Annotated in this window: 23 protein-coding genes and 1 pseudogene; 15 read left to right on the forward strand and 9 right to left on the reverse strand. The window is 67.8% G+C overall.

Annotated features, from left to right (window positions below; all coding sequences use genetic code 11):
* Nucleotides 1–226: 226 nt before the first annotated feature.
* Nucleotides 227–1465, reverse strand: a complete 1239-nt coding sequence (locus tag PZE19_RS20635; protein ID WP_277862485.1) for a glycosyltransferase family 39 protein — start codon at nt 1463–1465, stop codon at nt 227–229.
* Nucleotides 1466–2075: 610 nt separating this feature from the next.
* Here PZE19_RS20635 and PZE19_RS20640 point away from each other — a divergent pair.
* From PZE19_RS20640 to PZE19_RS20655, 4 genes are all read left to right on the forward strand, one after another.
* Complete coding sequence (locus PZE19_RS20640) at nt 2076–2267, forward strand: hypothetical protein (RefSeq protein WP_277862486.1); 192 nt, start codon at nt 2076–2078, stop codon at nt 2265–2267.
* Nucleotides 2268–2348: 81 nt separating this feature from the next.
* A complete protein-coding gene (locus PZE19_RS20645) occupies nt 2349–3011 on the forward strand; it encodes an MBL fold metallo-hydrolase (protein ID WP_277862487.1) in 663 nt (220 codons plus the stop codon).
* A gap of 138 nt (nt 3012–3149) precedes the next feature.
* Entirely contained in the window at nt 3150–4130 is a 981-nt protein-coding gene (locus PZE19_RS20650; protein ID WP_277862488.1) for an aldo/keto reductase, read from the forward strand.
* Between the two features lie 37 nt (nt 4131–4167).
* On the forward strand, nt 4168–4779 hold the full coding sequence (locus tag PZE19_RS20655; RefSeq protein ID WP_277862489.1) for a TetR/AcrR family transcriptional regulator: 612 nt from the start codon (nt 4168–4170) through the stop codon (nt 4777–4779).
* 18 nt (nt 4780–4797) lie between these two features.
* Here PZE19_RS20655 and PZE19_RS20660 read toward each other — a convergent pair whose 3' ends face one another.
* The 5 genes from PZE19_RS20660 to PZE19_RS20680 all read right to left on the reverse strand — a co-directional run bounded on the left by PZE19_RS20660 (nt 4798) and on the right by PZE19_RS20680 (nt 10610).
* Nucleotides 4798–5958, reverse strand: coding sequence for an ABC transporter permease (locus tag PZE19_RS20660; RefSeq protein ID WP_277862490.1), 1161 nt, complete (start codon nt 5956–5958; stop codon nt 4798–4800).
* Between the two features lie 7 nt (nt 5959–5965).
* Nucleotides 5966–7165 (reverse strand): ABC transporter permease, encoded by a 1200-nt coding sequence (locus PZE19_RS20665; protein ID WP_277862491.1) that lies wholly within the window; start codon nt 7163–7165, stop codon nt 5966–5968.
* 1 nt (nt 7166) lies between these two features.
* Nucleotides 7167–7883 carry an ABC transporter ATP-binding protein gene (locus PZE19_RS20670; protein WP_277862492.1) on the reverse strand — a complete coding sequence of 239 codons (717 nt, stop codon included), beginning with the start codon at nt 7881–7883 and terminating at the stop codon, nt 7167–7169.
* A 113-nt stretch (nt 7884–7996) separates the two neighbouring features.
* Nucleotides 7997–9340 carry an efflux RND transporter periplasmic adaptor subunit gene (locus PZE19_RS20675; protein WP_277862493.1) on the reverse strand — a complete coding sequence of 448 codons (1344 nt, stop codon included), beginning with the start codon at nt 9338–9340 and terminating at the stop codon, nt 7997–7999.
* Nucleotides 9341–9581: 241 nt separating this feature from the next.
* Nucleotides 9582–10610 (reverse strand): YfaP family protein, encoded by a 1029-nt coding sequence (locus PZE19_RS20680; protein WP_277862494.1) that lies wholly within the window; start codon nt 10608–10610, stop codon nt 9582–9584.
* Between the two features lie 190 nt (nt 10611–10800).
* Here PZE19_RS20680 and larB point away from each other — a divergent pair, with 190 nt between their 5' ends.
* The 3 genes from larB to PZE19_RS20695 all read left to right on the forward strand — a co-directional run bounded on the left by larB (nt 10801) and on the right by PZE19_RS20695 (nt 13283).
* Nucleotides 10801–11595, forward strand: coding sequence for a nickel pincer cofactor biosynthesis protein LarB (gene larB / locus PZE19_RS20685; protein WP_277862495.1), 795 nt, complete (start codon nt 10801–10803; stop codon nt 11593–11595).
* Between the two features lie 18 nt (nt 11596–11613).
* Nucleotides 11614–12522, forward strand: coding sequence for an NAD(P)H-hydrate dehydratase (locus PZE19_RS20690; RefSeq protein WP_277862496.1), 909 nt, complete (start codon nt 11614–11616; stop codon nt 12520–12522).
* 299 nt (nt 12523–12821) lie between these two features.
* Nucleotides 12822–13283 (forward strand): hypothetical protein, encoded by a 462-nt coding sequence (locus PZE19_RS20695; RefSeq protein WP_277862497.1) that lies wholly within the window; start codon nt 12822–12824, stop codon nt 13281–13283.
* A 104-nt stretch (nt 13284–13387) separates the two neighbouring features.
* On the opposite strand, the gene rbp is transcribed toward PZE19_RS20695, so the two are convergent.
* Nucleotides 13388–13795, reverse strand: coding sequence for an RNA-binding regulator (gene rbp / locus PZE19_RS20700; RefSeq protein WP_277862498.1), 408 nt, complete (start codon nt 13793–13795; stop codon nt 13388–13390).
* A gap of 397 nt (nt 13796–14192) precedes the next feature.
* Between rbp and PZE19_RS20705 the strand changes: the two genes are divergently transcribed.
* Nucleotides 14193–14507 carry a hypothetical protein gene (locus tag PZE19_RS20705; protein ID WP_277862499.1) on the forward strand — a complete coding sequence of 105 codons (315 nt, stop codon included), beginning with the start codon at nt 14193–14195 and terminating at the stop codon, nt 14505–14507.
* Nucleotides 14508–14514: 7 nt separating this feature from the next.
* Here PZE19_RS20705 and PZE19_RS20710 read toward each other — a convergent pair whose 3' ends face one another.
* Nucleotides 14515–15051, reverse strand: a complete 537-nt coding sequence (locus PZE19_RS20710) for a GNAT family N-acetyltransferase (RefSeq protein WP_277862500.1) — start codon at nt 15049–15051, stop codon at nt 14515–14517.
* 215 nt (nt 15052–15266) lie between these two features.
* On the opposite strand from PZE19_RS20710, the gene PZE19_RS20715 reads away from it, so the two are divergent.
* Both PZE19_RS20715 and PZE19_RS20720 read left to right on the forward strand, forming a co-directional pair.
* A complete protein-coding gene (locus PZE19_RS20715; protein ID WP_277862501.1) occupies nt 15267–16766 on the forward strand; it encodes a transglutaminase-like domain-containing protein in 1500 nt (499 codons plus the stop codon).
* Nucleotides 16767–16862: 96 nt separating this feature from the next.
* The gene (locus PZE19_RS20720; RefSeq protein WP_277862502.1) at nt 16863–17828 is read left to right on the forward strand and encodes a sugar ABC transporter substrate-binding protein; all 966 of its coding nucleotides are present in this window, start codon (nt 16863–16865) and stop codon (nt 17826–17828) included.
* Nucleotides 17829–17850: 22 nt separating this feature from the next.
* Here the strand turns inward: PZE19_RS20720 and dapF are convergent, their stop codons facing one another.
* Nucleotides 17851–18690, reverse strand: a complete 840-nt coding sequence (gene dapF, locus PZE19_RS20725; protein WP_277862503.1) for a diaminopimelate epimerase — start codon at nt 18688–18690, stop codon at nt 17851–17853.
* Nucleotides 18691–18838: 148 nt separating this feature from the next.
* Here dapF and PZE19_RS20730 point away from each other — a divergent pair, with 148 nt between their 5' ends.
* From PZE19_RS20730 to PZE19_RS33135, 5 genes and pseudogenes are all read left to right on the forward strand, one after another.
* Nucleotides 18839–19633, forward strand: coding sequence for a site-2 protease family protein (locus PZE19_RS20730; RefSeq protein WP_277862504.1), 795 nt, complete (start codon nt 18839–18841; stop codon nt 19631–19633).
* 194 nt (nt 19634–19827) lie between these two features.
* Nucleotides 19828–22389, forward strand: a complete 2562-nt coding sequence (gene lon / locus PZE19_RS20735) for an endopeptidase La (RefSeq protein ID WP_438269980.1) — start codon at nt 19828–19830, stop codon at nt 22387–22389.
* Nucleotides 22390–22423: 34 nt separating this feature from the next.
* The gene (locus PZE19_RS20740) at nt 22424–23920 is read left to right on the forward strand and encodes a sugar ABC transporter ATP-binding protein (protein ID WP_277862506.1); all 1497 of its coding nucleotides are present in this window, start codon (nt 22424–22426) and stop codon (nt 23918–23920) included.
* A 33-nt stretch (nt 23921–23953) separates the two neighbouring features.
* The gene (locus PZE19_RS20745) at nt 23954–24901 is read left to right on the forward strand and encodes an ABC transporter permease (RefSeq protein WP_277862507.1); all 948 of its coding nucleotides are present in this window, start codon (nt 23954–23956) and stop codon (nt 24899–24901) included.
* A 301-nt stretch (nt 24902–25202) separates the two neighbouring features.
* Nucleotides 25203–25688 (forward strand): annotated as a pseudogene (locus PZE19_RS33135) (RNA polymerase sigma factor); the annotation flags it as partial.
* Nucleotides 25689–25827 lie beyond the last annotated feature (139 nt).

Below are 25827 nucleotides of genomic sequence, written 5' to 3' on the forward strand. Positions count from 1 at the left end.
GAGGCAACACGCATGCCGTCGGGGCCGGCGAAGGGGCCTGTCGATATCGCTGACCGAAAATAGGAAGTCGCGAATTCTCACGGCGGCCGCCCCGTCCCCTACGGTCGCAACGTTCCAATACCGGGAGCCTCGGGGCGACGTTGCAGATCAGAACTCCAAGCGGGCGGCGGGCGGCGAAGCGGCGGAACCGGTCGCAGACCCGGCAGGTATAAAAGCTCTCGGCCACTCACTCCATGAACCGATTCCGGCGCAAGTCGCCATGGCGGTTGAACTCGCGGGTGTGGGGCGGAACGGCCTCGTGGAGAGTGTCCCAAGTCGGGTAGACGACGAGGAAGGCCAGCACGGCGACGCACCAGGCGAATCCGCGGTGGCGACGGACGTGCTGCACGCCCTCGGCGATCATGATGAAGCACGCCGGGGCCAGCCAGAGAATCAGGCGGCCGTGGAAGGGATATCGACGGACCACAGAGGCGGCGAACGCCAGCGCCATGGGCAGGACCAGCATCGCCAGCGCCCCGGCATCGCGGCGGGCGAGCCGAAGCGAGCCCTGCACCAGGATCACGAGCGCGAAGAGAGCGAAGAAATAGGAGAGCATCCTGGGCGTGAGGTTCAACGGCGTGACGAACGTCTCCAGGACGATCCCTATCGCCTGCGCCACGTCCGCCCGGCTCCGGGGCGGGAACGGCGGGAAGGCGAAATTCCAGAAGACGTACATCGACGTCGCCGGCCCGAGCAGCCGGCTTGAGATGCGATGGGCGACCAGCACGCTCGCCGCCCAGACGGCGGCCAACGCCAGCAACTCGGCGGCATCGCGGCGACGGCCTCGGCGCACCCGATCCAAGAGGAGCGCGAGGCCGCAGCCGGCGACTACGAAAGCGGCTGGGAACGAAATCCAGGGCGACGCCGTGGCCAGGATCGCCAGGCCCGCGCGACGACTCGAGCTGGGGGCGTCGCGAAGCTCATTCAGACTGAGGAGCGTGATCAGGAGGGCCGACGCCACGTCCGATGAGTACGGCTTCAGTTCGTTGGAATAGTAGGTCAGGTCGTCGGAGAATGCGAAGAGGACCATCGCCAGCACGGCCGTCGACGGTGACAGGAGCCGTTTCACCAGCGCGCGGAAGATGACGAGCGAGGCGAGCCCGCACGCCAGGGGGATCAGGCGGGTCGCATAGGGCGAGGAGCCGAGCAGGCTGATGACGATCCTCTCGGCCGCCAGGAAGGCCGGAGGCGCCAGTTGGTCGGAGGTCAGCGGGCCCGAGAAGTCGAACGCCGCGCGGTCGCGCAGGTTCCCTAGCAGCGAGCCCTCGTCCATCCAGTAGCTGCGACCCTGGAGGTAGACCCAGATCCTCAACGCCGCCCCGAGACAGGCGCAGACGGTGAGCGGACGCCGAGCGATCACATCGAACACGCGGTCGAGCAACGGCGTCAGGTCGACGGGGCGCGACAGGCCTTGGAGGATGGGCACGAGCGGAAGTCTCTTCGACCGGCGAAACATTCATCGACTCAACGGCGGGCCGTCGCGGTCGTGACGGGCGGCGACAGGTCGCGTGCGTGCGGCCCTCCCGATAGACTGAGGCGACTCGCCCGGTCAGCCTATCCGATCCCGCGGCGAAGCGCCATGGGTGGGGCCGAGGAGGGCCGGGAAATGAAGTCGACCTGGAGTATCGCGATCTGCCTCGTTGTGGGGGCACTCGCCCCGATTCTAGGTGCCCAGGGCGGCCGCAGCGTCCGGGGGATGGAACAGGGGCAGACGGCGGCGGGTCCGGCGGCAAGTGAGAACCCCGAGCTGGAAGGGCTCCATGCCGACGATCAGGCCGATCGCATCCCGGAACCTGGCCGGGAGATCGACTTCGCCCTCGTCCTCCCTCGGGTCAGGGCCCGGGAGGCCCGCGTCAAGGAGCTCTACAAGGCGGGCGAGATCCGCACGGGCCAGGACTACCACCGGGCCGCGATGGTCCTGCAACACGCGGACGGGCCTGACGACTACCTGCTGGCCCACGAGTTCTGCGTCGTGGCCCTGGCGAAAGGAGAGATCGACGCCCGATCCCGCCGCCGCCGCGGAGGATCGATTTCTCGTGAAGCTCGGCCGCCGTCAGCGATTCGGCACCCAATATCACAAGAGCGACCCGAACCAGCCCAAGCAACTCGACGAGGTGGGGCCGGGGGTCACGGACGTGTTGCGACGCGAGATGAACGCTCCGACCCTGGACGAGGCTCGGAATCGGGCGGCCGAGATCGCCTCGCTCTTCAAGATCAAGAAATCCTAACGCAGCGTCCGTCCCCACCCCCTCGCTTCGGATTGCTTCGGCGGGATCCCGAGCCAATCGCTACTTCAGGAATCTGCACCGATGCGAATTCTTTGGTACGGCCACGCCGCGTTTCTGATCGAAAATCCGGGCGTCCGGATCATCGTCGACCCCTTTCGCGCGCCCGACTCGGGCGGCTATGAGCCGATCGACGAGCCGGCCGACGTCGTGGTCGTCAGCCACGAGAACGACCGCTATCACAGCCATCTCGGGCAGATCATCCCGCCGTTCCACGTCATTCGGGCCCTTAACCTGGGCGAGGCGGGCGAGAGTTTTCGCGGGGTCCTCTTCGAGGCGATCCGTGTGTTCGAGTCGCCCGAACGGAAGCCTGAGGACGAGGTGACGATCATCCACTTCCGTACCGAGGGGCTGCACGTCGTCTTCCTGGGAGACCTGGGCCACCTCTTGACGGAGTCCGAGCTGACACCGATCCGCGGTGCCGACGTGCTCCTAATCCCCGCAGGCGGCACGCCGACGATCGACCTGGACGAGATCCCCGCCCTCCTCGACGCGATCGACCCCAGGATCGTCGTGCCGATGCACTACAAGACTCCGAAGATCAACCTGAACATCCAGCCCCTGGAGCGGTTCCTCGAACGCCTTCCCGACGATCCCATCGTCGCCGTCGATGGGTCGGAGTTCACGGTCGACACGGCGTCGCTGCCCTCACGGCGGACCATCTATCGAATGGAACATGCACGTTGAAGGCGGGCCGACAACCCTCTTCTCGAATTCCGGTCGGCGACTTGACGCCGAAGTCGACGAAGTTACATTTAGTGTAATCTGTAACCGTGGCGGCCCCACGTGGATCGTCCTATCGACACGACATTCCGGAGCAATTCCATGGAGATGCGACGTTTGGGGGTCGAAGGCCCGCTGGTTTCGGCGGTGGGGCTGGGATGCATGGGAATGTCGGATTTCTACGGCCCGGCGGACGAGGGGGAGAGCGTCGCGACGATCCACGAGGCGATCGATCGCGGGGTGACTTTTCTGAACACCGGCGACTTCTACGGGATGGGGCACAACGAGCTGCTGATCGCGCGGGCGATCGAGGGGCGTCGCGACCGTGTCTTCATCTCGGTGAAGTTCGGGGCGCTCCGGACGCCCGACGCGCGGTTCATCGGGTTCGACGGTCGGCCGGCCGCGGTCAGGACGTTCCTGGCCTACAGCTTGAAGCGGCTCAAGACGGACTACATCGATCTGTACCAGCCGGCTCGAGTCGATCCTTCGGTCCCGATCGAGGAGACCGTGGGCGCGATCGCCGAGATGGTCCAGGCGGGCTATGTGCGACACATCGGCCTCAGCGAGGCGTCGGCCGCTACGGTGAAGCGAGCGCAGGCGGTCCACCCGATCGCGGCGCTGGAGACCGAGTATGCCGTGCTGACGCGCGAGGTCGAGGCCGAGATCCTGCCGGCGCTCCGAGAGCTGGGCATCGCGACCGTTGCCTACGGCGTCCTCTCGCGGGGCCTGATCGGAGGCGTGTCGAAGGGGCCGGGGGCGGCCGGGGATCACCGGTCGATGCTCCCTCGTTTCCAGGGCGATAACGTGGGCGCGAACGCGAAGCTGGTTGACGCCCTGGACGCGATCGCGCGAGAGAAGGGCGCGACGGGGGCGCAGCTCGCCATTGCGTGGGTCCTCGCGCGAGGCCAGGATGTCATACCGCTGATCGGCGCCCGGACCCGGATCCGGCTGGCCGAGGCGATCCCCGCGCTTGACCTGACGTTGACAGCCGACGACCTGGCGCGGATCGACGCGGCCTTTCCCGTCGGCGCGGCGGCCGGCGATCGCTACGACAAGCACGGTATGGCGATGGTCAACCGCTGACCGTGGCCGACTCGCCACGCTTCGGCCCGGGGGCCTCATGGCTCGCACGCGAAAGAGCGACACGACTGACGCCCAGCGCCAGCGGATCCTGGACGCGGCCGAGGTGGTGCTCCGCCGTCACGGTCCGGGAAAGACCAACGTCGTCGACGTCGCGCGCGAGTTGGGGCAGACGCACGCCAGCGTCTATCGCTACTTCGCCAGCAAGGCCGAGCTGTTCGACGCCCTCGTCGAACGCTGGCTCTCGCGAGTCTCCGAGCCCCTGGAAGCGATCGCCCGGAGCAATAGCCCGGCGGGCGAACGCCTACAGCGGTGGCTGATGGCGCTTTTTCGCTCAAAAGTCCGCAAAGTCACCGCCGACCCAGAGTTGTTCATGACTTATCAGGCGATCGCCGCCGACTCTCCCACGTCCGTCGCGCGGCACCTTGCGATGATGGACGAACACGTCGCGACGATGGTGTCCGACGGCGTCGCGTCCGGCGAGTTTCCATCGGAAACCGATCCTCATCGAGCCGCCCGGGCGATTCTTAGCGGCTCGATCCGTTTCCACCACCCGGGGCTCCTGGCGACCTCCCCAGGACCGCCGGGCGAGCAGGAAGCCGAAGACGTTTTCGCCCTACTCCTCGCGGGCCTTTCGGCCCGGGGCCGATGACGACTCGGGCCGATCCGATCAAAGCTCGCGGAGGGCCGAGATGACTTCCAGCCTGACCGCGCGGAGGGCGGGGATCATGCCGCCGAAGAGGCCCATGACGAGGGTCATGATCAGGGCGACCGCCATGACCAGCGGACCGAACCGGAAGTTGATGGTGACCGAGGCGAAGGTGTTGAAATTCGACGTCTCGATCGAGAGGAAGCTCATCGGCAAGGTCGCCAGCAACCCGAGCGCGCCGCCCAGCAGGCTGAGCAGCACCGACTCTCCGAGGAAGCAGAAGAGCACGTCGCCGCGCGAGAACCCTAGGGCGCGCATCGTGCCGATCTCGCGGGTCCGCGACTTCACCGCGGAGAACATCGTGTTGGCCGCGGCGAACATCGCCCCGAAAGTCAACAAGACGGCGATGAGGGTCCCCGCGCCCTTTAGGAAGAGGCTCGACTCGGACTGGCCCGCGAAATAGGTCGACTCGGGGATCGCCGCCAGGCGGAACTGGGTGCCGTCCTCGATGTCCTTGCGGAGCTGGTCGAACGCCTTGGGGTCGGCGGCGCGGATCTGCACGCACGAGACGGAGCCGTCGCGGCCGGTGTTGCGTTCGACGTCCTTGAGGTCGGCCCAGACCTCGCTCTCGGCCGAGCTGCCGCCAGCGGTGAACACGCCGACGACGCGGTATTTCTCCTTCTCGCCGAAGACGAGCTGGCCGCCGACCTGCCCCCCTTTGTAGAGGCGGGCGATGCTCCGGCTGACGATGCACTCGCCCTTGCCGGGCTCGAAATCGCGGCCGGCCACGATCTTGAAGTCGGGCCGGAGCTTGCGCGAGGCGGGCTGGACGCCGCGGATGATCAGGTTGTTGAAGGTCTTGGCGTTACGCTCGGCGACGGCGATGTTGAGCAGTTCCTTGGCGCCGACCGGGCCGTCGGCGTCGCGGAGGATGCCGCCGAGCGTGAGCAGTTCGTCGGCCTTCTTGCCCTCGAAGCCGCCGGTGGTCTCGGCCGTCGCCCCCTTGCGCAGGATGATGAGGTCGAGCGGGTCGCCCGAGACCTTCAGGCTGTGCTCCAGCCCCTCGACCAGGCCGAACAGGATGCACGACGAGGCGACCAGCAGCGCGGTCCCGACGACCGTCATGAGAGTCGTCTTCCAGCGCACGCGGAGGTTGCGGACGTTGTACTTGAACGGGATCATGGTGACCTCACACGACCTTTCGGAGACCGTCGATCACGGACGCGTTGGCGGCGAGAGCGGCGGGGGCCAGCCCGCTGGCGAGGCCGACGAAGAACGACACGCCCAGCCCGATCAGCGCGGTGTTCCAGGGGACGTAGAAGAACGGGAGCATCCCGCCCGTGAACTGCGACATGTCGACGGCCTCGCAGAGCGCCTTGCAGCCGAGCGAGCCGAGCGCGCCGCCGAAGCCGGCGACGAGCACCGCCTCGGACAGGACGAGGAGCAGCACGAGCCCCTTGGTGAAGCCGATCGCCTTCAGGACCGCCACCTCGGTCGTCCGCTCGCGCATCGCCATGGCCATCGCGTTGCCCGCGACGAAGAGCAGCGAGATCACGACGGCCCCGCCGATCCAGTAGATCGTGTCCTTGAGGTCGCCCAGCATCTCGGAGAACATCTGGCCGAACGCTTCCTCCGTCTGGGTGCGGGTGGGGAATTCGGTGCTCCGGTATTCGTCGTCGATCTTCCGGCAGAGCGGCGCGGTCGAGTCGGCCGCCTTGCACTTCACGAAGACCATGCCGGCGTTGCCCGAGCGCTGCGACGACGAGGTCGCCAGCGAGCCGCCGGACGAGGCCATCGAGACCTGCTTCAGCAGCTCGTCGAGGTACTCGTAGTGGAAGATGCACATCCGCAGGTCGGATCGGGAGGAGCCGTCGTAGATGCCGCGGACGTTGAGCTTCAGGTCGACCGGGTAGATGTCGCCCTGGAGCGGCAGCGAGTCGCCGACCTTGAGCTTGAGGTCCTGGGCGAGCTTGCGGCCGATCACCGCGCCGTCCTTGTTGGCCTTGAAGTCGGCTAGCTGGTCCGGGGGGACCTTGAACTCGTCGAGCACGTCGAAGACCGAGTCGGCGTCGGCGGCGAACTGGGCGAAGAGCGCCCTTTCGTTCTGATATTTGCCGCCGTACCACGAGAACGCCGTGGCCGCGGCCACGCCGTCCATGGCGGCGACCTGGCGCACGCGCGCCACGGGGACCATGCCGGCGAAGCCGTTGGCGTTCATGACGATGATCCGGTTGTAGGCCCGGCTGGCCTTCGTCGCCTCCTCGTTCATGGCGAAGAACGACAGGAGGATCATCATCAGGAAAAGGCAGATGGCCGTCGACGCCACCGTCAACCCGGTGCGTACCGGGTTGCGGCGGGCGTTCCGCAGGATGTAGGTCAGGTATTTCATGTCAGGAGGCCGCCGACATCGGGGATTCGTTGATCACGTCGTCCACGAGACGACCCTTGTCGAGGTGGAGGACCCGGCCGGCTCGGCGGGCCGCCAGCGGGTCGTGAGTGACCATGACGATCGTCTTCTGGAACTCGCGGTTGAGCTGCTCCAGGAGTTCCAGGATCTCGTCGGCCGTGTTGCGGTCGAGGTCGCCGGTGGGCTCGTCCGCGACGAGCAGGAAGGGGTCGGTGACGATCGCCCGAGCGATGGCCACTCGCTGTTCCTGGCCACCGGAGAGCTGCCGGGGATAATGGTGCTCGCGGCCTTCGAGGCCGACAACGCGGAGCGCGGTGGCGACGTTCTCGCGGCGGCGCTTGCGCGAAAGGCTCGTGAGCAGCAACGGCAGCTCGACGTTCTCGGCCGCCGTCAGCACGGGGATGAGGTTGTAGGTCTGGAAGATGAAGCCGACGTTGTCGGCGCGCCAGCGGGTGATCTCGGATTCCGAGAGCCGCCCCAGGTCCTGTCCGTGGACGATCACCTGGCCCCGGGTGGCGACGTCGAGGCCCGCGACCAGGTTCAACAGGGTGGTCTTGCCCGAGCCTGACGGGCCCATGAGCGCCAGATACTCGCCCTCGGCGACGTTCAGGTCCAGGCCCTGGAGGACGGGGACGACGAACTCGTCGCGGCGGTACTCCTTCTCGACTCCGCGCAGCTCGATCGAAGGGGACGCTTCCATGTGGGACCTCGTAGGGAATGGCGGTGTGATCACCGTCCGGTCGCGCGGGGCCCGATGAGGGGCTCCCGACGTTCCGGACCCAACGGTGCGGGCCGGGCCGGGGGAAGTTCGACTCAGCGGCTGGCCTCGCGCACCAGCTCGCCGTCGCGGAGCCCGCGCGGGGGGTTCAAAACGACCTTGTCGTCCGCCTCCAGCCCGGACTCGACGCGGGTCGAGCCTTTATTCGAGTTGGCGACCTCGATCTTGCGGCGGGCGACCCGGGAATTGCGGTCGAACACCCAGACCCAGTCGCGGCCGTCCTCCTGGAACACGGCCTCGCTCGGAACGTAGAGGAACGCCAGGTTGGCGTCGGACTCGGCGGCCTTCTTGTCGGGGAGGAAGTGGACCGTCGCGGCCAGCTCCGGGAAGAGCTTGTCGTCCGGGTCGAGGATCTCGACCTTCACCTTGACCGTGGCCCGGGTGCGGTCGCCCATCGGCGTGATCTGGCGGAGCCGGCCGCGATACCGCTTGGTCGGCACGGCGGTCACGGAGATCTCGGCGGGCTGGCCCTCGGCCACACGGTACATCTGCTCTTCGGGGATGTCGGCCTCGACGTCCATCTGGGACAGGTCGGCGATCGTCACGACCGCCGAGCGGCCCAGCGACGAACTCATGGCCATCGGGCTGATGATCTCGCCCACCTCGCCCTGCTTCTCGACGACCGTGCCGTCGAACGGGGCGTAGAGGAACATCTGATGGTGGATCGTGGCCTCGATCTCGTCGATGTTCGACCTCGTGACCTGGATCGCCGCCGCGGTGGCCGCGACCCGCGCCTCGGCGGAGCGACGGGCGGCGACGGCCTTATCGTAGTCCTCCTGGGGCGTCATGTGCTTGTCGAACAGCTTCGCCAGCCGCTTTTCCTGGCGTTCCTTGTCCCAGACCTCGACCTTGGCCTCCTCCAGCTCGGCCTCGGCCCGGGCGAGGCCGGCCTTGCGCTGGAGGAGCATGGCGTCCATGTCGTGGTGCTCGATGACCGCGAGGATCTCGCCCTTCTTGACCGTCACCCGCTCGCGGACCCGCATCTCCTCGACCCGGCCGGCGATCTTGGTGCCGATCATCGCCTGGGAACGCGACTTCAGGTAGCCCTTCGAGCTGAGCAGCTTCTCGGCCTCGCCCAGCGTCATCTTCTGGACGATGCCGACGGTGACCTCGGGCTTCGAGCGCATCTGGTCGTACTGGCGATAGGCCACCGCGCCGGCGACGCTCACGACGCCCAGCGGGATCAGCCAGAGCAGCATCGAGACGAGTCGGAGCCCGAAGCCGCGGCGCCGCTTGTAGTCGCTCAACGAGCCGTGCGACGAGGTCGGGTGGGTCGCCGGGGAGGACGCGGCGACCGGGCGGCGCTCTGGGGTCGGACGAGCCGATTTCGTCCTCTCGATGCGGAGCGACGCCAGCTCGTCGCGCAAGTTGCTCGCCATGACGGGCCTCGGGGCTTTCGATGAGATCGACCGAACTCCGCGACCCATCCTCGGGCGCGATAAGTATGGATTCGGCTCGACTATACTTGGGGTCGCCGATCGACGCGAGGTCGATCTCCTCGACCTGATCACTCGTACCCGAGTGTACCGTCGCTATTCGACGGATGCGTCGGTCCATTTCCAAGGTTTCGATTTTTTCATGCGCCCGCACGACGGCTCGTGCTCGCGGGGTCGAACCCGATCAGGGACGCTCGGGGGGCAAGAGCGGACTCGCATCCGGCTCCGGTTCCGCGATTGCGGTGGCCTGAGGGCCGACCGACAGGGAGAAGATCCGGCTCTGCTCGTCGAGCGACCGGAGCTTCCCGCGCTGGATGATGACGCGGCCGGCATGCTTGATCCTCACCTGCCACTGCGTCGGCTTGGATATGCCGCCGAATCCGCCATAATAAGCCACGAACCAGCGATACACTCCCGGCGGGCCGTCGCCGCGAATCTTGGCCGAGTCGGCCCCGGCGGGCGCGACCAGCCAGTAGATGTTTTCGGGGCCGAAGCCCTTGGTGTTGTCGACGTCGAGTTCGCCCCCCTGGGCCCCCTTGCGTTGCTCCCAGAAGATCTCCTTGCCGCCGGGCTCGATGATGTGGAGGTCGAGGTCGACGTCGGTGTCCCAGATCAGGGTGAACTGGGGGTCGCCGACCTTGACCTCGATTCCGCGTATACGCTCGGAGCCGTCGCCGAAGCGGGCGAGGCCGAACCCTTCGCCGTCGCCCGCGCCGGGGTTGTCGTTGGGAGCCCCGCCGCCGGCTGCCGGCTTACCGCCCCGGCCTTTCAAGGCGATGCGGCCGACCTCGACGGGGGCCAGGTCCAGAAGCGGTTCGGGGGACGGGGCCAGGGTCGCCTCGGACATCCCGATTTCGTCCTCCGGGGTCCGCAGGCCGCCCAAAAGCGTCATCCCCTCGGCGACGCCGTCGGGCGAGCCGCCGATGCGGGAGTCGAACTCGATCGGCGGTCGGAGCGGGGGCGAGAAGTACCAGAACGCCAGGAGCAGCAGGAACACGGCATGCAGGCCGACCGAGCCGCCCCAGCTCCTGAGGGTCGCCACCGACCTGAGGTTCGCGAAAAGCGGCGCGACGGGCTCGGAAAGCGACGTGAAGGCCGCGGCGGCCTCGCGAGCCGGCCTTGGCGCGCGGCGGGGGTCCCTGGGCGGGTAGGCGACCGGGATCGGGGCGCGAGTCTGGCCGGGGCCGGTGCGCTCTTGGGGAGGGGTGGACATTCGGCCGAGGCCCCCGGGCGTCGTTAGGTTTCGACCGCAACTCGCGCCAGCCGTCAAACTAGCACGCCGCCGGGTGGCCGCGGTAGCTCAATCCGGTTGCGGATTCCCGGCGTCGCCGTTACGGTTGATCGGAATCCGACGCGTCCGCCGGACGACGCGACCCGCCCTCCCTCGATGGAACTTCGGCCTTATGATCCCACGCCACCTGGCGCAGCTGTTCGAGGCCCTCGCGGCCGGGGAGATGACGCCCGAGAAGGCTGCGCAGGCGCTCGAATCCCACCAGGGGTTCGCCGAGGCCGGCGGCTTCGCGCACGTCGACCTCCATCGCCGCAGCCGCTGCGGGTTCCCCGAGGTCGTCTTCGGGCTGGGCAAGACCGGCGACCAGATCGAGGCCATCCTGAAAACGCTCATCGAGCACGGTCAGGGCTGCCTGGTGACGCGCGTCGACCCCCGGATCGCCGACCGCCTCACGGCCGCGTTCCCCGGCGGAGCGTACAACCCGGTGGCGCGGACGTTCCGCAGGCCGGGGCCCGAGGCGGAAGAGCCCAAGCTCGGCCGGGTGACGGTCGTGACGGCCGGCACCAGCGACCTCCCCGTCGCCGAGGAGGCCCGCGTCACCGCCGAGGCCTGGAACTGCGACGTCGACCTGCTCGCCGACGTGGGCGTCGCGGGGATCCATCGCCTGCTCAGCCGGCTCGACCGCCTGACCGACGCCGACGCCCTCGTCGTCGCGGCCGGGATGGAAGGCGCCCTGCCCAGCGTGGTGGGCGGCCTCAGCTCCTGCCCGGTGATCGCCGTGCCGACCAGCATCGGCTACGGGGCCAGCTTCCAGGGCCTCGCGGCGCTCCTCGGCATGCTCAACAGTTGCTCGTCGAATGTCGTCGTCGTGAACATCGACGCCGGCTTCAACGGCGGATACGTCGCCGGACTGATCGCCCACCGGGCCGGTCTGGCCCGCGCGTCGGCCGCCGACACCCCTTCCTAAGCGAAAGTCGCTCTCTCCATGGCATTGAAACGGGTCGAATCGATCCCGAGGCTCCTCAAGCGTTCCCCCGACGGCCACAAGGGGAATTACGGCTCCATCCTGATCATCGCCGGCGGCCGCGGCATGGCCGGCGCGGCGGCGCTCTGCGGGGCCTCGGCCCTGCGTTCCGGCTCGGGCCTCGTCCGCGTCGCCTGCCCGGCCGAGGTCCAGCCGACGGTGGCCTCGTTCGAGCCGTCGTACATGACCTATCCGCTCCCCTGCGACGGCGAGGGCCTCGTCGATTTCGCCGCCTCGCGGCCCGTCCTCGAAAAGCTCGTCCAGAAGGCCGACGTCGTGGCCGTCGGCCCCGGCCTGGGCGAGAGCGACGACGTCCTGGAACTGGTCCGCTGGGCCGTCGAATCGGCCGGCAAGCCGCTGGTCCTGGACGCCGACGCGCTCAACGCCCTGGCCAAGGACGTCGGCCTTGTGGACCGGCTTGAGACGCCGACCGTCGTGACGCCGCACCCCGGCGAGTTCGCGCGCTTGACGGGTATGACGACGAAGCTGGCGAAGGCCGAGCGCGAGCCTCGCTCGGCGGCCTTCGCGGCCCGGAATGCGAACCTGGTCGTCGTGCTCAAGGGGGGCGGCACGCTGGTGACGGACGGCGATCGCGTCTACGTGAACACGACCGGCAACCCCGGGATGGCGACCGGCGGCGCGGGCGACGTGCTGACCGGCGTCGTCGCCGCGATGCTGGGCCAGAAGCTGGCCGCCTTCGAGGCCGCCCAACTCGCCGTGTACGCCCACGGCCTCGCCGGCGACATCGCCCGGGACGACTCGGGCGAAGTCGGCCTCATCGCCGGCGACATCGCCGACGCCCTGCCTGACGCTTTTCACCATGGCGTCCGTGAGCAGGAAATCGACGAAGAGGAAGACGACGTCGAGTAAGCGCGGAGAGATCCGGCCGCCCGCCTCGAAAAAGAGGTGGGGCGGCGGCCTTCCAGATGCCGATGATGCGGTCTGCGCTGACCCTGTGGGATCGGCGGACGGTGCGGACGCGCCCTGTACGATTCGTATCGGATAGGATATACTTGAAAGCCTCTCCCGGTCCGATCGAGTCCGGTCGGGCGAACCTCTGGAACCGCCCCCTCGGCGAGCGTCCTCATCCCTCTGCCCCGCCAGATGTAGCGAAGGAGGTCGGAGTGTCAGCCCCCGAGAATCCATCCTCGGCGTCGTGGACGTATCGCATGGAAGTTTCGCCGACCGGCCAGGGCTCTTCGGGGTCGGCCGCCGGGCCGAACGATCCGATCGTCTTGCTCCACCATCTGGTCAACCTGCAGAACCAGACGCTCGACGTCCTCCGCCAGAACCTGGAGATGAGTCGGCAGGAACTGGAACTGACCCGCGAGATCGTCCAGGTCAACCGCGAGCAACGCGCCCGCCAGATCGCCGAACTGGAGCGCTGGCAGAACGGCCATCAACGCGTCCTGGACTCCAGCCGCGAGGCGCTCGGCCGCCTGGAGCAGGTCCACGCCTCGTTGATCGGCGAACTGGCCGACTACGTCGAGGAGAACCACGAGAACCTGCTCGACGGCGACTTCGCCCTGAGTGACTTCGTCGATCGCTTCGGCCCCCGCCTGGCCCACCTGAACACGATGCTCGCCGTGCTCCGCCCCCTGGCGGTGGCTCGCTCGCGTCCAGACGCCTGAGGGCGTTCGCGGCCTCACCCGCGGCCCGAAACGAGAAACGCCCCGCGGCCCAGAGATGGGAGCCGCGGGGCGTTTCGTGTTTTACGCATCGCTGGATTCAGCGATCAATAACGATCGCCACGGTCGTAACCGCCCCGGCCGCCGCGACCACCGCCGCCGCCGCCGTAGCCGCCGCCACCGCCGCCATAGCCGCCACCGCCGCCGCCGTAGCCGCCGCGACCACCGCCGCCGCCATAGCCGCCACCGCCGCCGCCGGAGCGGGGCTCACGAGGACGCGCCTCGTTGACGGTCAGACGCCGACCGTCCGACTCGTGATCGTGCAGGCCGTCGATGGCGGCCTGCGCCTCGGCGTCCGAGCTCATCTCGACGAAACCGAACCCCTTGCTGCGGCCGGTCTCGCGATCGGAGATGACCTCCGCGCTCTCCACGGTGCCGAACTGCGAGAACAACTGCTCCAGGTCGGAGCTGTTCACGCGGTACGAGAGATTCCCGACATACAGTTTCTTGCCCACCTGCTAACTCCTAGCGTGGCGACTCGACTCGACCCACTACTCACTTTCCGGGTCCTGAAAGGGGCCGGGGGACCGGCCCAAGTGGTGGAAAGGCGGATGAGGCAGACGAGAAGCTCTTATTGGGATCTGCGGCACGCGCTCGTTCGGTTTCCAGCCAAGCCAAAGTATAGGGACCTTGCGACTGCAATGGTAGATCGATTCCGCATCTCTGGGCGGATTCTCGAAATTCTTCCATTCTAACGTTCCGTAGTCGTCCCGGCCAGACGGTGGGGATCCTCGCGTCTCCTCGAATCCGCGGAAATCAGGCGTCTTTCGGCGAGGTCGGCCCGGATTTTGAATACTCGGAACACATTTGAGTTTTCCTCCCACACCTCCACCCGCAGCGGAGACGTGAGCGATGCCAAGGGGTGACAAGTCGAAATACACGGACAAGCAGAAGCGACAGGCCGAGCACATCGCCGAGGGCTACGAGGATCGCGGGGTCCCCGACGCCGAGGCCGAGCACCGAGCCTGGGCGACGGTCAACAAGGAGACCGGCGGCGGCAACAAGTCAGGCAGCGGCCGCGGCAAGGCCGACACCAACGTCTCCAGCGAGAGGGGGGGCAAGGCCGGCGGAGCCGCCTCCGCCGCACGGCCGGCCTCGGCCCGGTCCGAAGCCGCAAAGAAAGCCGCGGCCACCCGCAAGCGCAACAAGGAAAAGAGCGCGAGCTGAGCGTCGGCTAGGGGCTCTTGGGCGCGACTGGAGCCGGCCTCCGGCCGCGCCTTATCCCGTAGACCGCGACCGGAATGTCGTCGAAAAGCTCGGTCCGCCCTTCCAGCCGCATCCCCAGGCGGCGGGCGACGCGGATCGACGGCAGGTTGTCGCCGTGGATCATGCTGATGACGTGAGGCTCGCCAATCTGCTCGAACGCCACGTCCAGCGAGGCGCGGGCCGCCTCGGTGGCGTAGCCGCGGCCCCAATAAGCCCGCCGCAAGGTCCAGCCGACTTCCAGGCCGGGCCAGCCCTCCGGCCGCCAGCAGCCCACTCGGCCGACCATCTCGCCGGTGTCGCGTTCCTCCACGGCCCACATCCCGAAGCCACGCAGCCTCCAGTGGCCCAGGATCATCGCCATGTTGCGCCAGGCTTCCGAGCGGCCCATGGGGCCCGCCCCGAGGTAACGCATCACCTCGGGGTCGGCGGCCATCTCGGCGTAGGCGTCCAGGTCGGAATCGCGGAACTGGCGCAGGATCAACCGCTCGGTTTCAAGGGTCTCCATGGCAATCGTCCAAGCCGACCGGCGGTCGTGATCGCGGATGACGGGGCTCTGGGTCCGGATGCGCCAGTCTAGCAGCGGGACTTCGGCCCGAGAAGCCGCCGAGCACTTGAGCTTGAGGCCCCTCCGGCTTTCGCCGATAGTGAGACGGAGGGATTCCGCGCGCAGGGCGCGCCCGAGTCGGCCTCGCTGCTCGTCCAGGGAAAGGGTCCAGGGTCATGAACCGGATTCGCCTACGCCGCCCGTGCTCGCTCATCCTGCTGACGACCCTCCTCGCCGCCCAGGGGGCCGCCGCCCGCGCGCAGGACTCGTGGGACGCCGTCTTCCTGGCCGGCAACAAGATCGGTTATATCCATATCTTCATCGAGAAGGTCAGCGAGAAGGGCCGGCCGCTCAACCGGGTCCGGGTCGACACGGTCCTGAGCTTCCGCCGCGGCGACGACGTAGTGACCCAGAAGATGATGTATGGCACGATCGAGACGACCGAGGGCGAGGTCCTCCGGCTCGACACGCGCACCCTCACCAGCGACAACGAGATCCGCGTGTACGGCGACGCCGTCAAGGGCCAGATGAAGCTGATCCTGGAGGGGACCAAGCAGCGCCAGGAGCAGGTCATCCCCTGGGGGCCCGAGGTCCGCGGCCCCTACGCCGCCGAGCAGACGATGGCGAAGAAGCCCATGGCCGAGGGCGAGAGCCGGACGCTCAAGATGTACATCCCCGACCTCAACCGCATCGTCGACGTCGAGCTGAAGGCGGGCGCGAACGCCGACATCGAGCTGGGCGACGGCCTCAAGCGGCCGCTGCGGAAGGTCGAGCAGCTTGCGACGCTCGACGGCAAGCCTCGCCCCGAGCTGAACGCCGTGCTCTGGGTCGACGCCGCCGGGCAAGTCCTCAAGCAGGACGTCGACCTCCTGGGCGGGATGACGACCTACCGTACCACCGAGCAGGGTGCCAAGGCCCCCGGCGGCCGGATCAAGTACGACCAGATCCGCGGCACCATCGTCAAGTCGGGCCGGGAGATCCCCACCCCGTACCAGACCCAGTACGTCAAATACCAGGTTACGCTGAAGGACGAGGATCCGGCCAAGGTGATCCCCGCCGACCGCAGGCAGTCGGTCCAGTCGTCCGGCGACGGCAAGTCGGCGACCCTGGTCATCCAGTCGATGGGTCCCAACGACGGCCAGGCGGCGACTGCGGCCCTCGGCCCCGAGTTCCTCCGCCCCAACGGGATGATCACGAGCGCCGACAGCCGCGTGAAGCGGCTCGCCGACCGGGCCGTCGAGAAGTCGGTCGACCCCTGGGATCAGGCGGTCCGCATCAACCACTGGGTCTTCCAGAACATGCGGAGCAACTTCGAGACGACTTTCGCGCCGGCCAGCGAGGCCGCGCTCAACCTCACCGGCGATTGCACCGAGCACTCGGTGCTGGCCGCCGCAATGTCGCGCGCCAAGGGCATCCCGTCGCGGGTCGCCGTGGGCCTGATCTACGTCGACAACAAGCAGATGAAGTCCAAGGGCTTCGGCTTCCACATGTGGCACGAGGTCTACGTCAACAACCGCTGGGTCGCCCTCGACTCCTCGTTCGACCAATCGCAGGTCGACGCCACCCACATCAAGCTGTCGGAATCGAGCCTCGAAGGGGTCTCGCCGTTCGAGTCGTTCCTGCCCATCCTCCGGGTCCAGGGAAAGGTGACGATCGATCCCCTGGAACTCCGCTGACGGCGCGTTGACCGACCCGGGACCTCGCCGGCACAATGGGGCCTCGTGCGAGCGACAGTCCCCCGTCCGCGACCCGTCGTAACCGGAGCCGAAGCGATGTTGACGACGAAGCGACTGCATCGGCTGATCCTGTTTTCGTTCCTGCCCTCCCTGCTCTCCGGATGCGGGACGGAGTCGACGCCGACTTCCTCCCGCGGGAAGGCCGGGTCGGGAAAGATCGGGGCGGTCCTTCCCACCTTCAGTCATCCCTTCTTCCTGGCGATGAAGGACGGGATGGAGGCCAAGGCGAAAGAGCTGGCCCTGGACGTCGACGTCCGCGACGGCCAGGACGACGACGCCAAGCAGATCGGCCAGGTCGAGACGCTGCTCAACCTGGGCTGCCGGGCCGTGATCCTCTGCCCCCGCGACGAGGACGCCCTGACCCCGGCCGTCGAGGCGGCCAACCGCGCCAACGTGCCAATCCTGGCCGTGAACCGCCGCATCAACGGCGGCGACGTCGTCAGCTATGTCGGGGCCGACGACGCCGAGGGGGGCGTCCTCCAGGGCGAGGAGCTGGTGCGGGTGCTCGGCCCTAAGGGGGGCCGGATCATCTACCTGGAAGGGACCGAGGGCTCCAGCCCCCAGCGCAAGCGGAACGCCGGCCTGACCGCGGTGCTCCAGAAGCATCCCGAGATCGTGATCGCCGACAGCCGGTTCGCCGGCTTCCAGGAGGATAAGGCCAAGGGGGTCATGACCGACCTCGTCCGCCGTTTCAAGCCCGGAGAGATCCGCGCCGTGGTCGCCCAGTCCGACGAGATGGCCCTCCCCGCCGCCGAGGTCGCGCAGGCCGAGGGTTGGAAGGACGTCGTCGTCCTGGGCTTCGACGGAAGCAAAGCGGCCTTCGAAGCCGTCCGCGACGGCCGCCTGGAATCCACGGTCCTCCAGGACCCCCGCGAGCAAGGCGCGAAGGCCGTCGAGGTCATGGCCGCCAAGCTCAAAGGCGAGACCATCGACCGTGAGATCGTCACCCCGCTCCGCCTCATCAACAGGGCGAGCGTCGACCAGCATCAGCCCGCATATTGATTGGACGACTCCTAGGCGAAGCTCAGGCCCCGCACCACTCGCCGGAGAAGACTTCGGTCGCCGGACCGGTCATGAGGACGGAGGCCTCGCGGGCGGGCCATTCCAACTCGAGGTCGCCTCCCGGCAGGTGGGCGAGGATCCGGGGGCCCGTCCGGCCGGTCAGGACGCCGGCCACGCACACGGCGCACGCGCCGGTGCCGCAGGCCAGGGTGACGCCCGAGCCTCGCTCCCAGGTCCGCATCCGGACCTCGTTCGGCGAAATCACCTGGACGGCGTGGAAATTGACCCTCTTGGGAAACGTCGGATGACGTTCGATCAGGGGGCCGAGAGCTTCGAGCGGGAAGGCCCGGACGTCGTCGACGAACAGCACGGCGTGCGGATTCCCCATCGAGACGGCCGTGAGCCGGAGATCCTTGCCGCCGATCTCGATCGGCACGTCGATCGGGGGATCGCCCGGCAGGGTGGTCGGGATTGCTTTGGAATCGAGGATGGGCGTCCCCATGTCGACTCGTACGAGCTTCGTCCGGCCGGCCTCGATCGTGAGGTCGAGCGTCAGGACGCCCCGGCCGGTCTCGATCGTGACGCGAGGCCTCCGCGCCAGGCCATGGTCGTGGACGTACTTGGCGACGCAGCGCACGCCGTTGCCGCACATCTCGCCCTCGGAGCCGTCGGCGTTGAACATCCTCATACGGGCGTCGGCTTTCGAGCTGGGCATGATCAGGATCAAGCCGTCCGAGCCCACGCCGAAATGACGGTCGCTGACCGCACGCGCGAGCGATGATGGGTCGGGCGGGGCGGGTTGAGAGAAGGTCTCGACGTAGACGTAGTCGTTGCCGAGTCCGTGCATCTTGGTGAATTTCATAGGCGGGATGAGGTCGTGAGGGCGGGGCCGGATCTTCGCTGGCGGCCCACCCGTTGGCCGGAGGGGTGGGCGCGACGGTAACATTGTAGGCTCGACCCCGATCAGGCAACCAGCGCCCGTCCCCGCCTTGGGGAACTGCGAGGATCCGATGAGCACCGCCGCGCCCCCGACGTCTTACGACCTCAACTTCCGGCTGCTGGGCGTCCCCGTCCGCGTCCACCCCTTCTTCTGGCTCTTCAGCGCCATGCTCGGCCTGAGCGGCAACCAGGACGACCTGAGCCTGGTCGCCCTCTGGGTCGGCTGCGTCTTCCTCTCGATCCTCGTCCACGAGTTCGGCCACGCCTTGATGGGGAAACGCTTCGGAGGCTCGCCGTCGATCCTCCTCTACAGCCTCGGCGGCCTTTGCTATTCGGGATCGGAACGGACGCCTTGGCAGCGCCTGGCGGTCATCCTCGCCGGGCCGGGCGCCGGCTTCTTGCTCTTCCTCGCCACTCTCATCGCCGCCGGGGTCGTCGATCGCATTTCCCCGGTGGAAAATCTGGCCATGGTGCTCCGGCTGATGGGCCTGCCCCACGACCCCGAGTCCTACTTCGGCGGCAGATCGAAATTGGGCGACGGTATGCCTGCGCAGGCGTACTTCATGATGGTTCAGATCAACCTATACTGGACGATCATCAACCTGCTGCCGATCTGGCCGCTCGACGGCGGCCAGGCGACGCAGGTCGTCCTGTCCCAGGTGGATCGTCGTAACGGCGTGCGACGCAGCCACATCATTTCGTTCCTGACGGCGGGGGCGCTGGCGATCTTCCTGGGTGTGCGGAGCGGCAGCTTGTTCATCACCCTCTTCATGGGCTACTTCGCATACACCAACTTTCAAATCCTGCAATCCATGCATGAAGCGAAGCGATTCGGCTACCAGCAAGACGACTGGTGGAGAAAGTGAACGTCTGTGCCAAAATGCATCGCCAGACACTTCGGGATTGATTTCATAAAGCTTTGTTGAATAAACGTTTGCGTTAGATCATATGGGCGCATAGAGTCCCCCCTTCCTTTTGGGAACGGTATGGACCACAATTCACGAGTCCGCCTCCTGGCCGACATAAGCGTCGATCGAGAGCACGAGCAGAACGGGGATTCATGCACTCACGCACGAAGAGAGTCCCTTCGAGGAAACGGTCGGGGACCAGGCAAGAGGCTTCGACCACGGAGGGGCGCAGCGGGTCGCGACCGGCGACGACCTCGGACGGCATCGAAAACCCTGTGCCATCGCGTCCCAACCGATTGCCTCTTTTGCCCTTACGTTCGGATCTGGTTTTCCCGCAGACGGTGGTCCCGCTGGTGATCAACCGGCCCAGCGGGATCCGGCTGATGGACGAGGTCCTGGTTGGCGAGCGGCTGGTCGGATTGGCCAGTCAGCTCCATCCCGAGATCGATGATCCGGGGATGAACGACCTCTTTCCGACGATCTGCGTGGGCACCGTCCTCAAGATGCTCAAGTTCCCGGACGGTTCCACCCGGATCGTCTGCCAGGGGCAGACGCGCGCCAAGTTGGTGAGGGTCGTCCAAACCGAGCCCTACTTGATCGGCGAGGTCGAGCCGCTGGAGGAGGTCGAAGAGGAAGGGGTCGAGATCGACGCCCTGGTGCATCATATCAACCGTCTTTTTCAGCGGATGGTGGACCAGAGCCAGCAGATCCCCGAGGAGTTGCAGGTCGCCGCCATGAACACCCGCGAGCCCGGCCGGCTCGCGGACCTTCTGGCCTCGAGCCTCCCCTTCTCGATCGAAGAACGGCAGATCATGCTGGGCGAGATCAACGTCCGGCTCCGCCTGGAGCGGCTCTCGCAGTTCCTCTCGCGTCAGCTCGCGGTGCTGGAGCTGTCGACCAAGATTCAGGAACAGGTCGGGTCGGAGCTGTCCAAGGCCCAGCGCGACCACTTCCTACGCCAGCAGTTGAAGGCCATCCAGGAAGAGCTGGGCGAGGGCGACTCCGAGAACCCCGAGGTCGCCGAGCTTTGGGAGCGGATCAAAACGGCCAACCCCCCCGAGGAGGTCCAGCGCGAGGCCGAACGCGAACTTGAGCGGCTGGTCGCGATGCACCCCAGCTCGGCCGAGTACTCGATCGTCCGGACCTATCTCGACTGGCTCGCGCTCCTGCCCTGGGACAAGGCCAGCAAGGATCGCCTCGACCTCCGCCGCGCCCGCAAGATCCTCGACGCCGACCACTACGACCTGGAGAAGATCAAGGAGCGGATCCTCGAATACCTCGCGGTCCGCAAGCTCAAGCAGGACATGAAGGGGCCGATCCTTTGCTTCGCCGGGCCGCCGGGGACCGGCAAGACGTCGCTGGGCAAGAGCATCGCCAAGGCCCTCGGCCGCGAGTTCATCCGCGTCAGCCTGGGAGGCGTGCACGACGAGGCCGAGATCCGGGGCCATCGCCGCACCTACGTCGCCGCCATGCCGGGACGGATTGTGCAGGGCATCCGCAAGGCCGGCACCAACAACCCCGTCTTCATGCTCGACGAGGTCGACAAGCTGGGCAACGACTTCCGCGGCGACCCCTCCGCCGCGCTTTTGGAGGTCCTCGACCCCGAGCAGAACAGCACCTTCCGGGACCACTACCTCGACGTCGACTTCGACCTGTCGAAGGTGATGTTCATCGCTACGGCCAACGTCCTGGATACGATCCCGTCGCCGCTGCTCGACCGGATGGAGGTGCTCAACCTCCCCGGCTACAGCGAAGAAGAGAAGACGCTGATCGCCCAGAAGTACATCATCCCCAAGCAGCTCGAGGCCCACGGCCTGGTCGCCGCGGATCTGGACATCACCGACCACGCGGTCCGCAAGGTCATCGCCGACTACACCCGGGAGGCCGGCCTGCGGAACCTGGAACGCGAGGTCGCCGCCGTCTGCCGCAAGGTCGCCCGCCGTCGCGCCGAGGGCAAGAAGAAGGCTGTGACGATCGGCCCGGGCCAGGTCGCCGACCTACTTGGGCCCTCGCGTTACTTCCGCGAGCTGGCCGACCGGACCGGAATTCCGGGAGTGGCCACCGGCCTGGCCTGGACCCCGACCGGGGGCGAGATCCTGTTCATCGAGGCCACAGGCATGCCCGGCAAGGGGGGCCTGACCCTTACCGGGCTGCTCGGCGACTCAATGCGCGAGAGCGCGCAAGCGGCGATGAGCTACCTCCGCAGCCACGCCAAACTGCTGGCGCTGGACATCCCCAAGCTGAGCAAGACCGACGTCCACATCCACGTCCCCGCCGGCGCGGTTCCGAAGGATGGGCCGTCGGCCGGCGTGGCGATCGCCTCGGCCCTGATCAGCCTCTTCCGCGATCGGCCGATCCGGAAGGAGCTGGCCATGACCGGCGAGGTCACGCTGACCGGCCGAGTGCTGCCCGTGGGGGGCGTCCGCGACAAGATCCTGGCCGCCCGCCGCGCTGGGATCCGCACGATCCTGCTCCCCCGGCACAACGAGAAGGACCTGGTCGAGCTGCCGGCCGACGTGAAGGCGGACCTGACTTTCCGGCTCGTCGACACGCTCGACGACGTCTTGCCCAAGCTCTTCGACGACCTACCGGCCAAGGCCCAGCCGGTCAAGCCGTCGTCGGGCCGCGTCCGCACTGCGGGGCCCAAGAAGTCGGCCGCGTCCGACGAGCCCAAGAGCAAGTTCCCCGGCCAGCACCCGCGTCGACGTCCCTGAGACTGTCGCGACGTCCCCCGAAACTCGCCGCCGCATGACCCCAGAAAGCCCCCCGCCCCGCCGCGTCGCGCTGAACGGACTGACGCGTTCGTTCGCCGGCGTGCGCGCGCTCAAGGGGGTCGATCTGGAGCTTCGCGGCGGCGAGATCCACGCCCTCTGCGGCGAGAATGGCGCGGGCAAGAGCACGCTCATCCAGATCCTGGGCGGCGTCGTCCGCCCCGACGCGGGCTCGATCGTCGTCGACGGCCGCCCCGTCCGGTTCGCGAACCCCGCCGCCGCGATCGACGAGGGGATCGCGATCATCTACCAGGAGTTGAGCCTGGTCGCCGAGTTCACCGTCGCCGAGAACCTCGCGCTGGGGAACGAGCCCCGCTGCGGGCCCTGGATCGATCGCCGGGCGATGATCCGCGAGGCGCGACGGCGGCTCGACGAGCTGGGCTTCGCGCTCGACCCCCGGGCCCGCGTCGGCTCGCTGACGATCGGCCAGCGTCAACAGGTCGAGATCGCCAAGGCGCTGGGGCGGGACGTACGGGTGCTGGTACTGGACGAGCCGACCGCCGCGCTCTCGCGGGCCGAATCGGAACGGCTGTTCGACGTCCTCCGCGACCTCCGACGCCGTGGGATCGCCGTACTCTATGTCTCGCATCACCTGGAGGAAGTCTTCATGATCGCCGACCGGATTACGGTCCTTCGGGACGGATCTCGCGTCGGCTCGTGGCCTGCGTCGGAGCTGACGCTCGACGAGGTCGTGGCGCACATGGTCGGCGAGGCCGTCGACTTCCGGGAACGGCCGCCCCGAAAGGCCCTCGGCGAGCCCCGGCTCCGCGTGACCGGGGCCGCGGGGGCGACCCTGAGAGGCCTCGACCTGGCCGTTGCGCCGGGCGAGGTCGTCGGCCTCACCGGCCTCGCCGGCTCGGGGCAGGAGGAGCTGGCCGCGATCCTCTTCGGCACCTCGCGACCGACGGCGGGCGAGATCGTCTGGAACGGCCGTCCGTTCCGCCCCCGCCACCCGGCCGACGCGGCCCGGCAGGGCGTGGCGATGGTCCCCTCCGACCGTCGCGGCCAGGGCCTGATCCCTTCGCAGGGGATTTTGGAGAACCTCACGCTCGCCAGCTATCACGAGCTCGCCCGAAGCGGGTGGATACGCCGCCGCCCCCAACGCGAGCTGGCCCAGGCCTGGTGCCGCAAGTTCGAGGTTGCCTCGGCGGGCCTCACCCAACGCGTGCTGACGCTCTCGGGCGGGAATCAGCAGAAAGTGCTGCTCGCGCGGTGGGCGGCGCGGAACCCGGAGCTGTTCATCCTCAACGAGCCGACGCGGGGGATCGACGTGAAGACTCGCGAGGCCATCCACCGCTGGATCGACGAACTGGCCGACTCGGGCCGCTGCATCCTCCTGATCACGTCCGACGCCCAGGAGCTGGTCCGGCTCGCCGACCGCTGCGTCGTCCTGAGGGCGGGGAAGGTCGCAAAGATCCTCGAGCCCCCCGCCATCAGCGAGCATGCGGTCGTGGCCGCCGTGGTCGAGGGCTGAGCCGCGCCATCCTTGAGTTCCAGGGAAACCACCATGCCCCGCACGCTGCGATCTGTGCTGAGTCGACTTCCCCAGATCCTGCTGATCGCGGGGGCGTTGGGGTTGATGTTCCGGACCGAGCGGTTCTTCACTCCCGGAACGCTGACGAGCATCCTGACCCAGGCGAGCATCGTAGGGGTGCTGGCGATCGGCCAGGCGTTCGTGCTGATCGGCGGCGGCTTCGACCTCTCGCAGGGGGCGATGCTCGCGCTCGTCGCGGCGACGGTCGGCCATCTCTCGCAGGCGGGCTGGCCTCCGCTGGTCTGCGTGGCTGCGGCGCTCGTCGTCGGCCTGGGCCTAGGGGCGATCAACGGCTTCTTCGTCTCGGTCGTGCGGACGAACCCGTTCGTGACGACACTCAGCACGTTACTCATCTTCCGCGGTGCCGCTTTCATCGCGCTGGGCGGGCGGCCGATCGCGAACATCCGCGTCTTCCAGGCCGTCGATTCGGGATTTCAGTTCGGGGCGACCTTCATCCCGTACCGCGGCCTTATCTTCTTGGCGGTGACGCTCGCCGCCTGGGTCGTCCTGCGGCGTTCGATCTTCGGCCAGTACGTCTACGCGCTCGGCGGCAACGCCGAGGCCGCGCGGCTGGCGGGGGTGAGGACGGTCCGCCTGCGCACGTGGACTTTCGCGATCAGCGGCCTGGCGACGGGGCTGGCGACGATCCTCTTCCTGTCCTGGCTGCGGGTCTCGAAGCCCGACACCGGCACCGGATACGAGCTCGACTCGATCGCCGCATGCGTGGTCGGCGGCGTCTCGCTCCAGGGCGGCCGCGGGAGCATCCTAGGCGCGGCGGCGGGCTGCCTGCTGCTGCAGGCCCTCCGCACCCAGATCACGATGAGCGGCTTCCCGGAGGAGTACCGGACGTTCGTCACCGGCCTGGTCATCCTCACTTTCGCCGCCGCCGACGCACTCGCCCGCCGCAACGAGCGAAGTTGAGCCGACGAGGCTCGAATCGATCGCCGACCGAGTCGGCGAAAGCAGGCTTCGCAAGAAGCTGGGGACGTCGGCCTGGGAGCGATTCCCAGTTTTTTGGAAATACCGGGAAGGAAATCGCGAGAAGCTGCATGTTCAGGGTAGACGGCCGCCGCCCGACGTCCTGATCGCGGGGCTGGGTCCTTCACACCGGACGCGAGGCACGCCCATGAGCGGGAGACATCCGTCGGCCATGGTCGACGAGTTCGGGATCTTGTTCGGCACAGGGGCGATCGGCGGACTCTCCGACGCTCAGCTCCTCAAAATGTTCGTGAACAGCCGGGGGGGATTGGCCGAATCGGCCTTCGAAGTCCTCGTTCAGCGTCACGGCCCGATGGTTTGGGGCGTCTGTACGCGGATCCTGAACGAGCCCCACGACGCCGCCGACGCCTTCCAATCGACGTTCCTGGTCCTGGTGCGGAAGGCCCCCGCGATCCGCGTCGAGGACTCGCTGGGTCGTTGGCTCCATGGAGTCAGCCGCAAGGTGGCGTTGAGGGCAAGGAAGTCTCAGGTCCGTCGGCCGGTCCTTGGAGGCGGCCATGACGAAAGGGTGTCGGCGTCCGACGTCGCGCCCGATCGAACCGAGTTGCTCGCCGTCCTGGACGACGAAATCGCCCGGCTTCCGGAGCGGTACCGAGCGGTGGTCGAGCTGTGCGACATCGGGGGTGTGGCGCACGGGGAGGCCGCTCGGCGACTCGGATGCGCCTTGGGGACCGTCGGCAGTCGCCTGTCTCGGGGCCGCGAACGGCTGCGTCGGCGCCTGGTCCGCCGCGGCCTGGTCCTTTCGACGAGTTTCGCTGCGGCGTGGTCGCCAACGCGAGCGGTTTCGTCCTCGTTGCCGAAAGCTCTGGCGGCATCCACCGCGCGGGCCGTTCTGCGGATGGCCAGAG

Source organism: Paludisphaera mucosa, from assembly GCF_029589435.1.
Lineage (GTDB): Bacteria > Planctomycetota > Planctomycetia > Isosphaerales > Isosphaeraceae > Paludisphaera > Paludisphaera mucosa.

Excerpts from the sequence above, each read along its gene's own strand:
- PZE19_RS20645 (WP_277862487.1), top strand. The coding sequence starts at position 2,349 with ATGCGAATTCTTTGGTACGGCCACGCCGCGTTTCTGATCGAAAATCCG.
- PZE19_RS20650 (WP_277862488.1), top strand. The coding sequence starts at position 3,150 with ATGGAGATGCGACGTTTGGGGGTCGAAGGCCCGCTGGTTTCGGCGGTG.
- PZE19_RS20655 (WP_277862489.1), top strand. The coding sequence starts at position 4,168 with ATGGCTCGCACGCGAAAGAGCGACACGACTGACGCCCAGCGCCAGCGG.
- PZE19_RS20660 (WP_277862490.1), bottom strand. The coding sequence starts at position 5,958 with ATGATCCCGTTCAAGTACAACGTCCGCAACCTCCGCGTGCGCTGGAAG.
- PZE19_RS20665 (WP_277862491.1), bottom strand. The coding sequence starts at position 7,165 with ATGAAATACCTGACCTACATCCTGCGGAACGCCCGCCGCAACCCGGTA.
- PZE19_RS20670 (WP_277862492.1), bottom strand. The coding sequence starts at position 7,883 with ATGGAAGCGTCCCCTTCGATCGAGCTGCGCGGAGTCGAGAAGGAGTAC.
- PZE19_RS20675 (WP_277862493.1), bottom strand. The coding sequence starts at position 9,340 with ATGGCGAGCAACTTGCGCGACGAGCTGGCGTCGCTCCGCATCGAGAGG.
- PZE19_RS20680 (WP_277862494.1), bottom strand. The coding sequence starts at position 10,610 with ATGTCCACCCCTCCCCAAGAGCGCACCGGCCCCGGCCAGACTCGCGCC.
- larB (WP_277862495.1), top strand. The coding sequence starts at position 10,801 with ATGATCCCACGCCACCTGGCGCAGCTGTTCGAGGCCCTCGCGGCCGGG.
- PZE19_RS20690 (WP_277862496.1), top strand. The coding sequence starts at position 11,614 with ATGGCATTGAAACGGGTCGAATCGATCCCGAGGCTCCTCAAGCGTTCC.
- PZE19_RS20695 (WP_277862497.1), top strand. The coding sequence starts at position 12,822 with ATGGAAGTTTCGCCGACCGGCCAGGGCTCTTCGGGGTCGGCCGCCGGG.
- PZE19_RS20705 (WP_277862499.1), top strand. The coding sequence starts at position 14,193 with ATGCCAAGGGGTGACAAGTCGAAATACACGGACAAGCAGAAGCGACAG.
- PZE19_RS20710 (WP_277862500.1), bottom strand. The coding sequence starts at position 15,051 with ATGGAGACCCTTGAAACCGAGCGGTTGATCCTGCGCCAGTTCCGCGAT.
- PZE19_RS20715 (WP_277862501.1), top strand. The coding sequence starts at position 15,267 with ATGAACCGGATTCGCCTACGCCGCCCGTGCTCGCTCATCCTGCTGACG.
- PZE19_RS20720 (WP_277862502.1), top strand. The coding sequence starts at position 16,863 with ATGTTGACGACGAAGCGACTGCATCGGCTGATCCTGTTTTCGTTCCTG.
- dapF (WP_277862503.1), bottom strand. The coding sequence starts at position 18,690 with ATGAAATTCACCAAGATGCACGGACTCGGCAACGACTACGTCTACGTC.
- PZE19_RS20730 (WP_277862504.1), top strand. The coding sequence starts at position 18,839 with ATGAGCACCGCCGCGCCCCCGACGTCTTACGACCTCAACTTCCGGCTG.
- lon (WP_438269980.1), top strand. The coding sequence starts at position 19,828 with ATGCACTCACGCACGAAGAGAGTCCCTTCGAGGAAACGGTCGGGGACC.
- PZE19_RS20740 (WP_277862506.1), top strand. The coding sequence starts at position 22,424 with ATGACCCCAGAAAGCCCCCCGCCCCGCCGCGTCGCGCTGAACGGACTG.
- PZE19_RS20745 (WP_277862507.1), top strand. The coding sequence starts at position 23,954 with ATGCCCCGCACGCTGCGATCTGTGCTGAGTCGACTTCCCCAGATCCTG.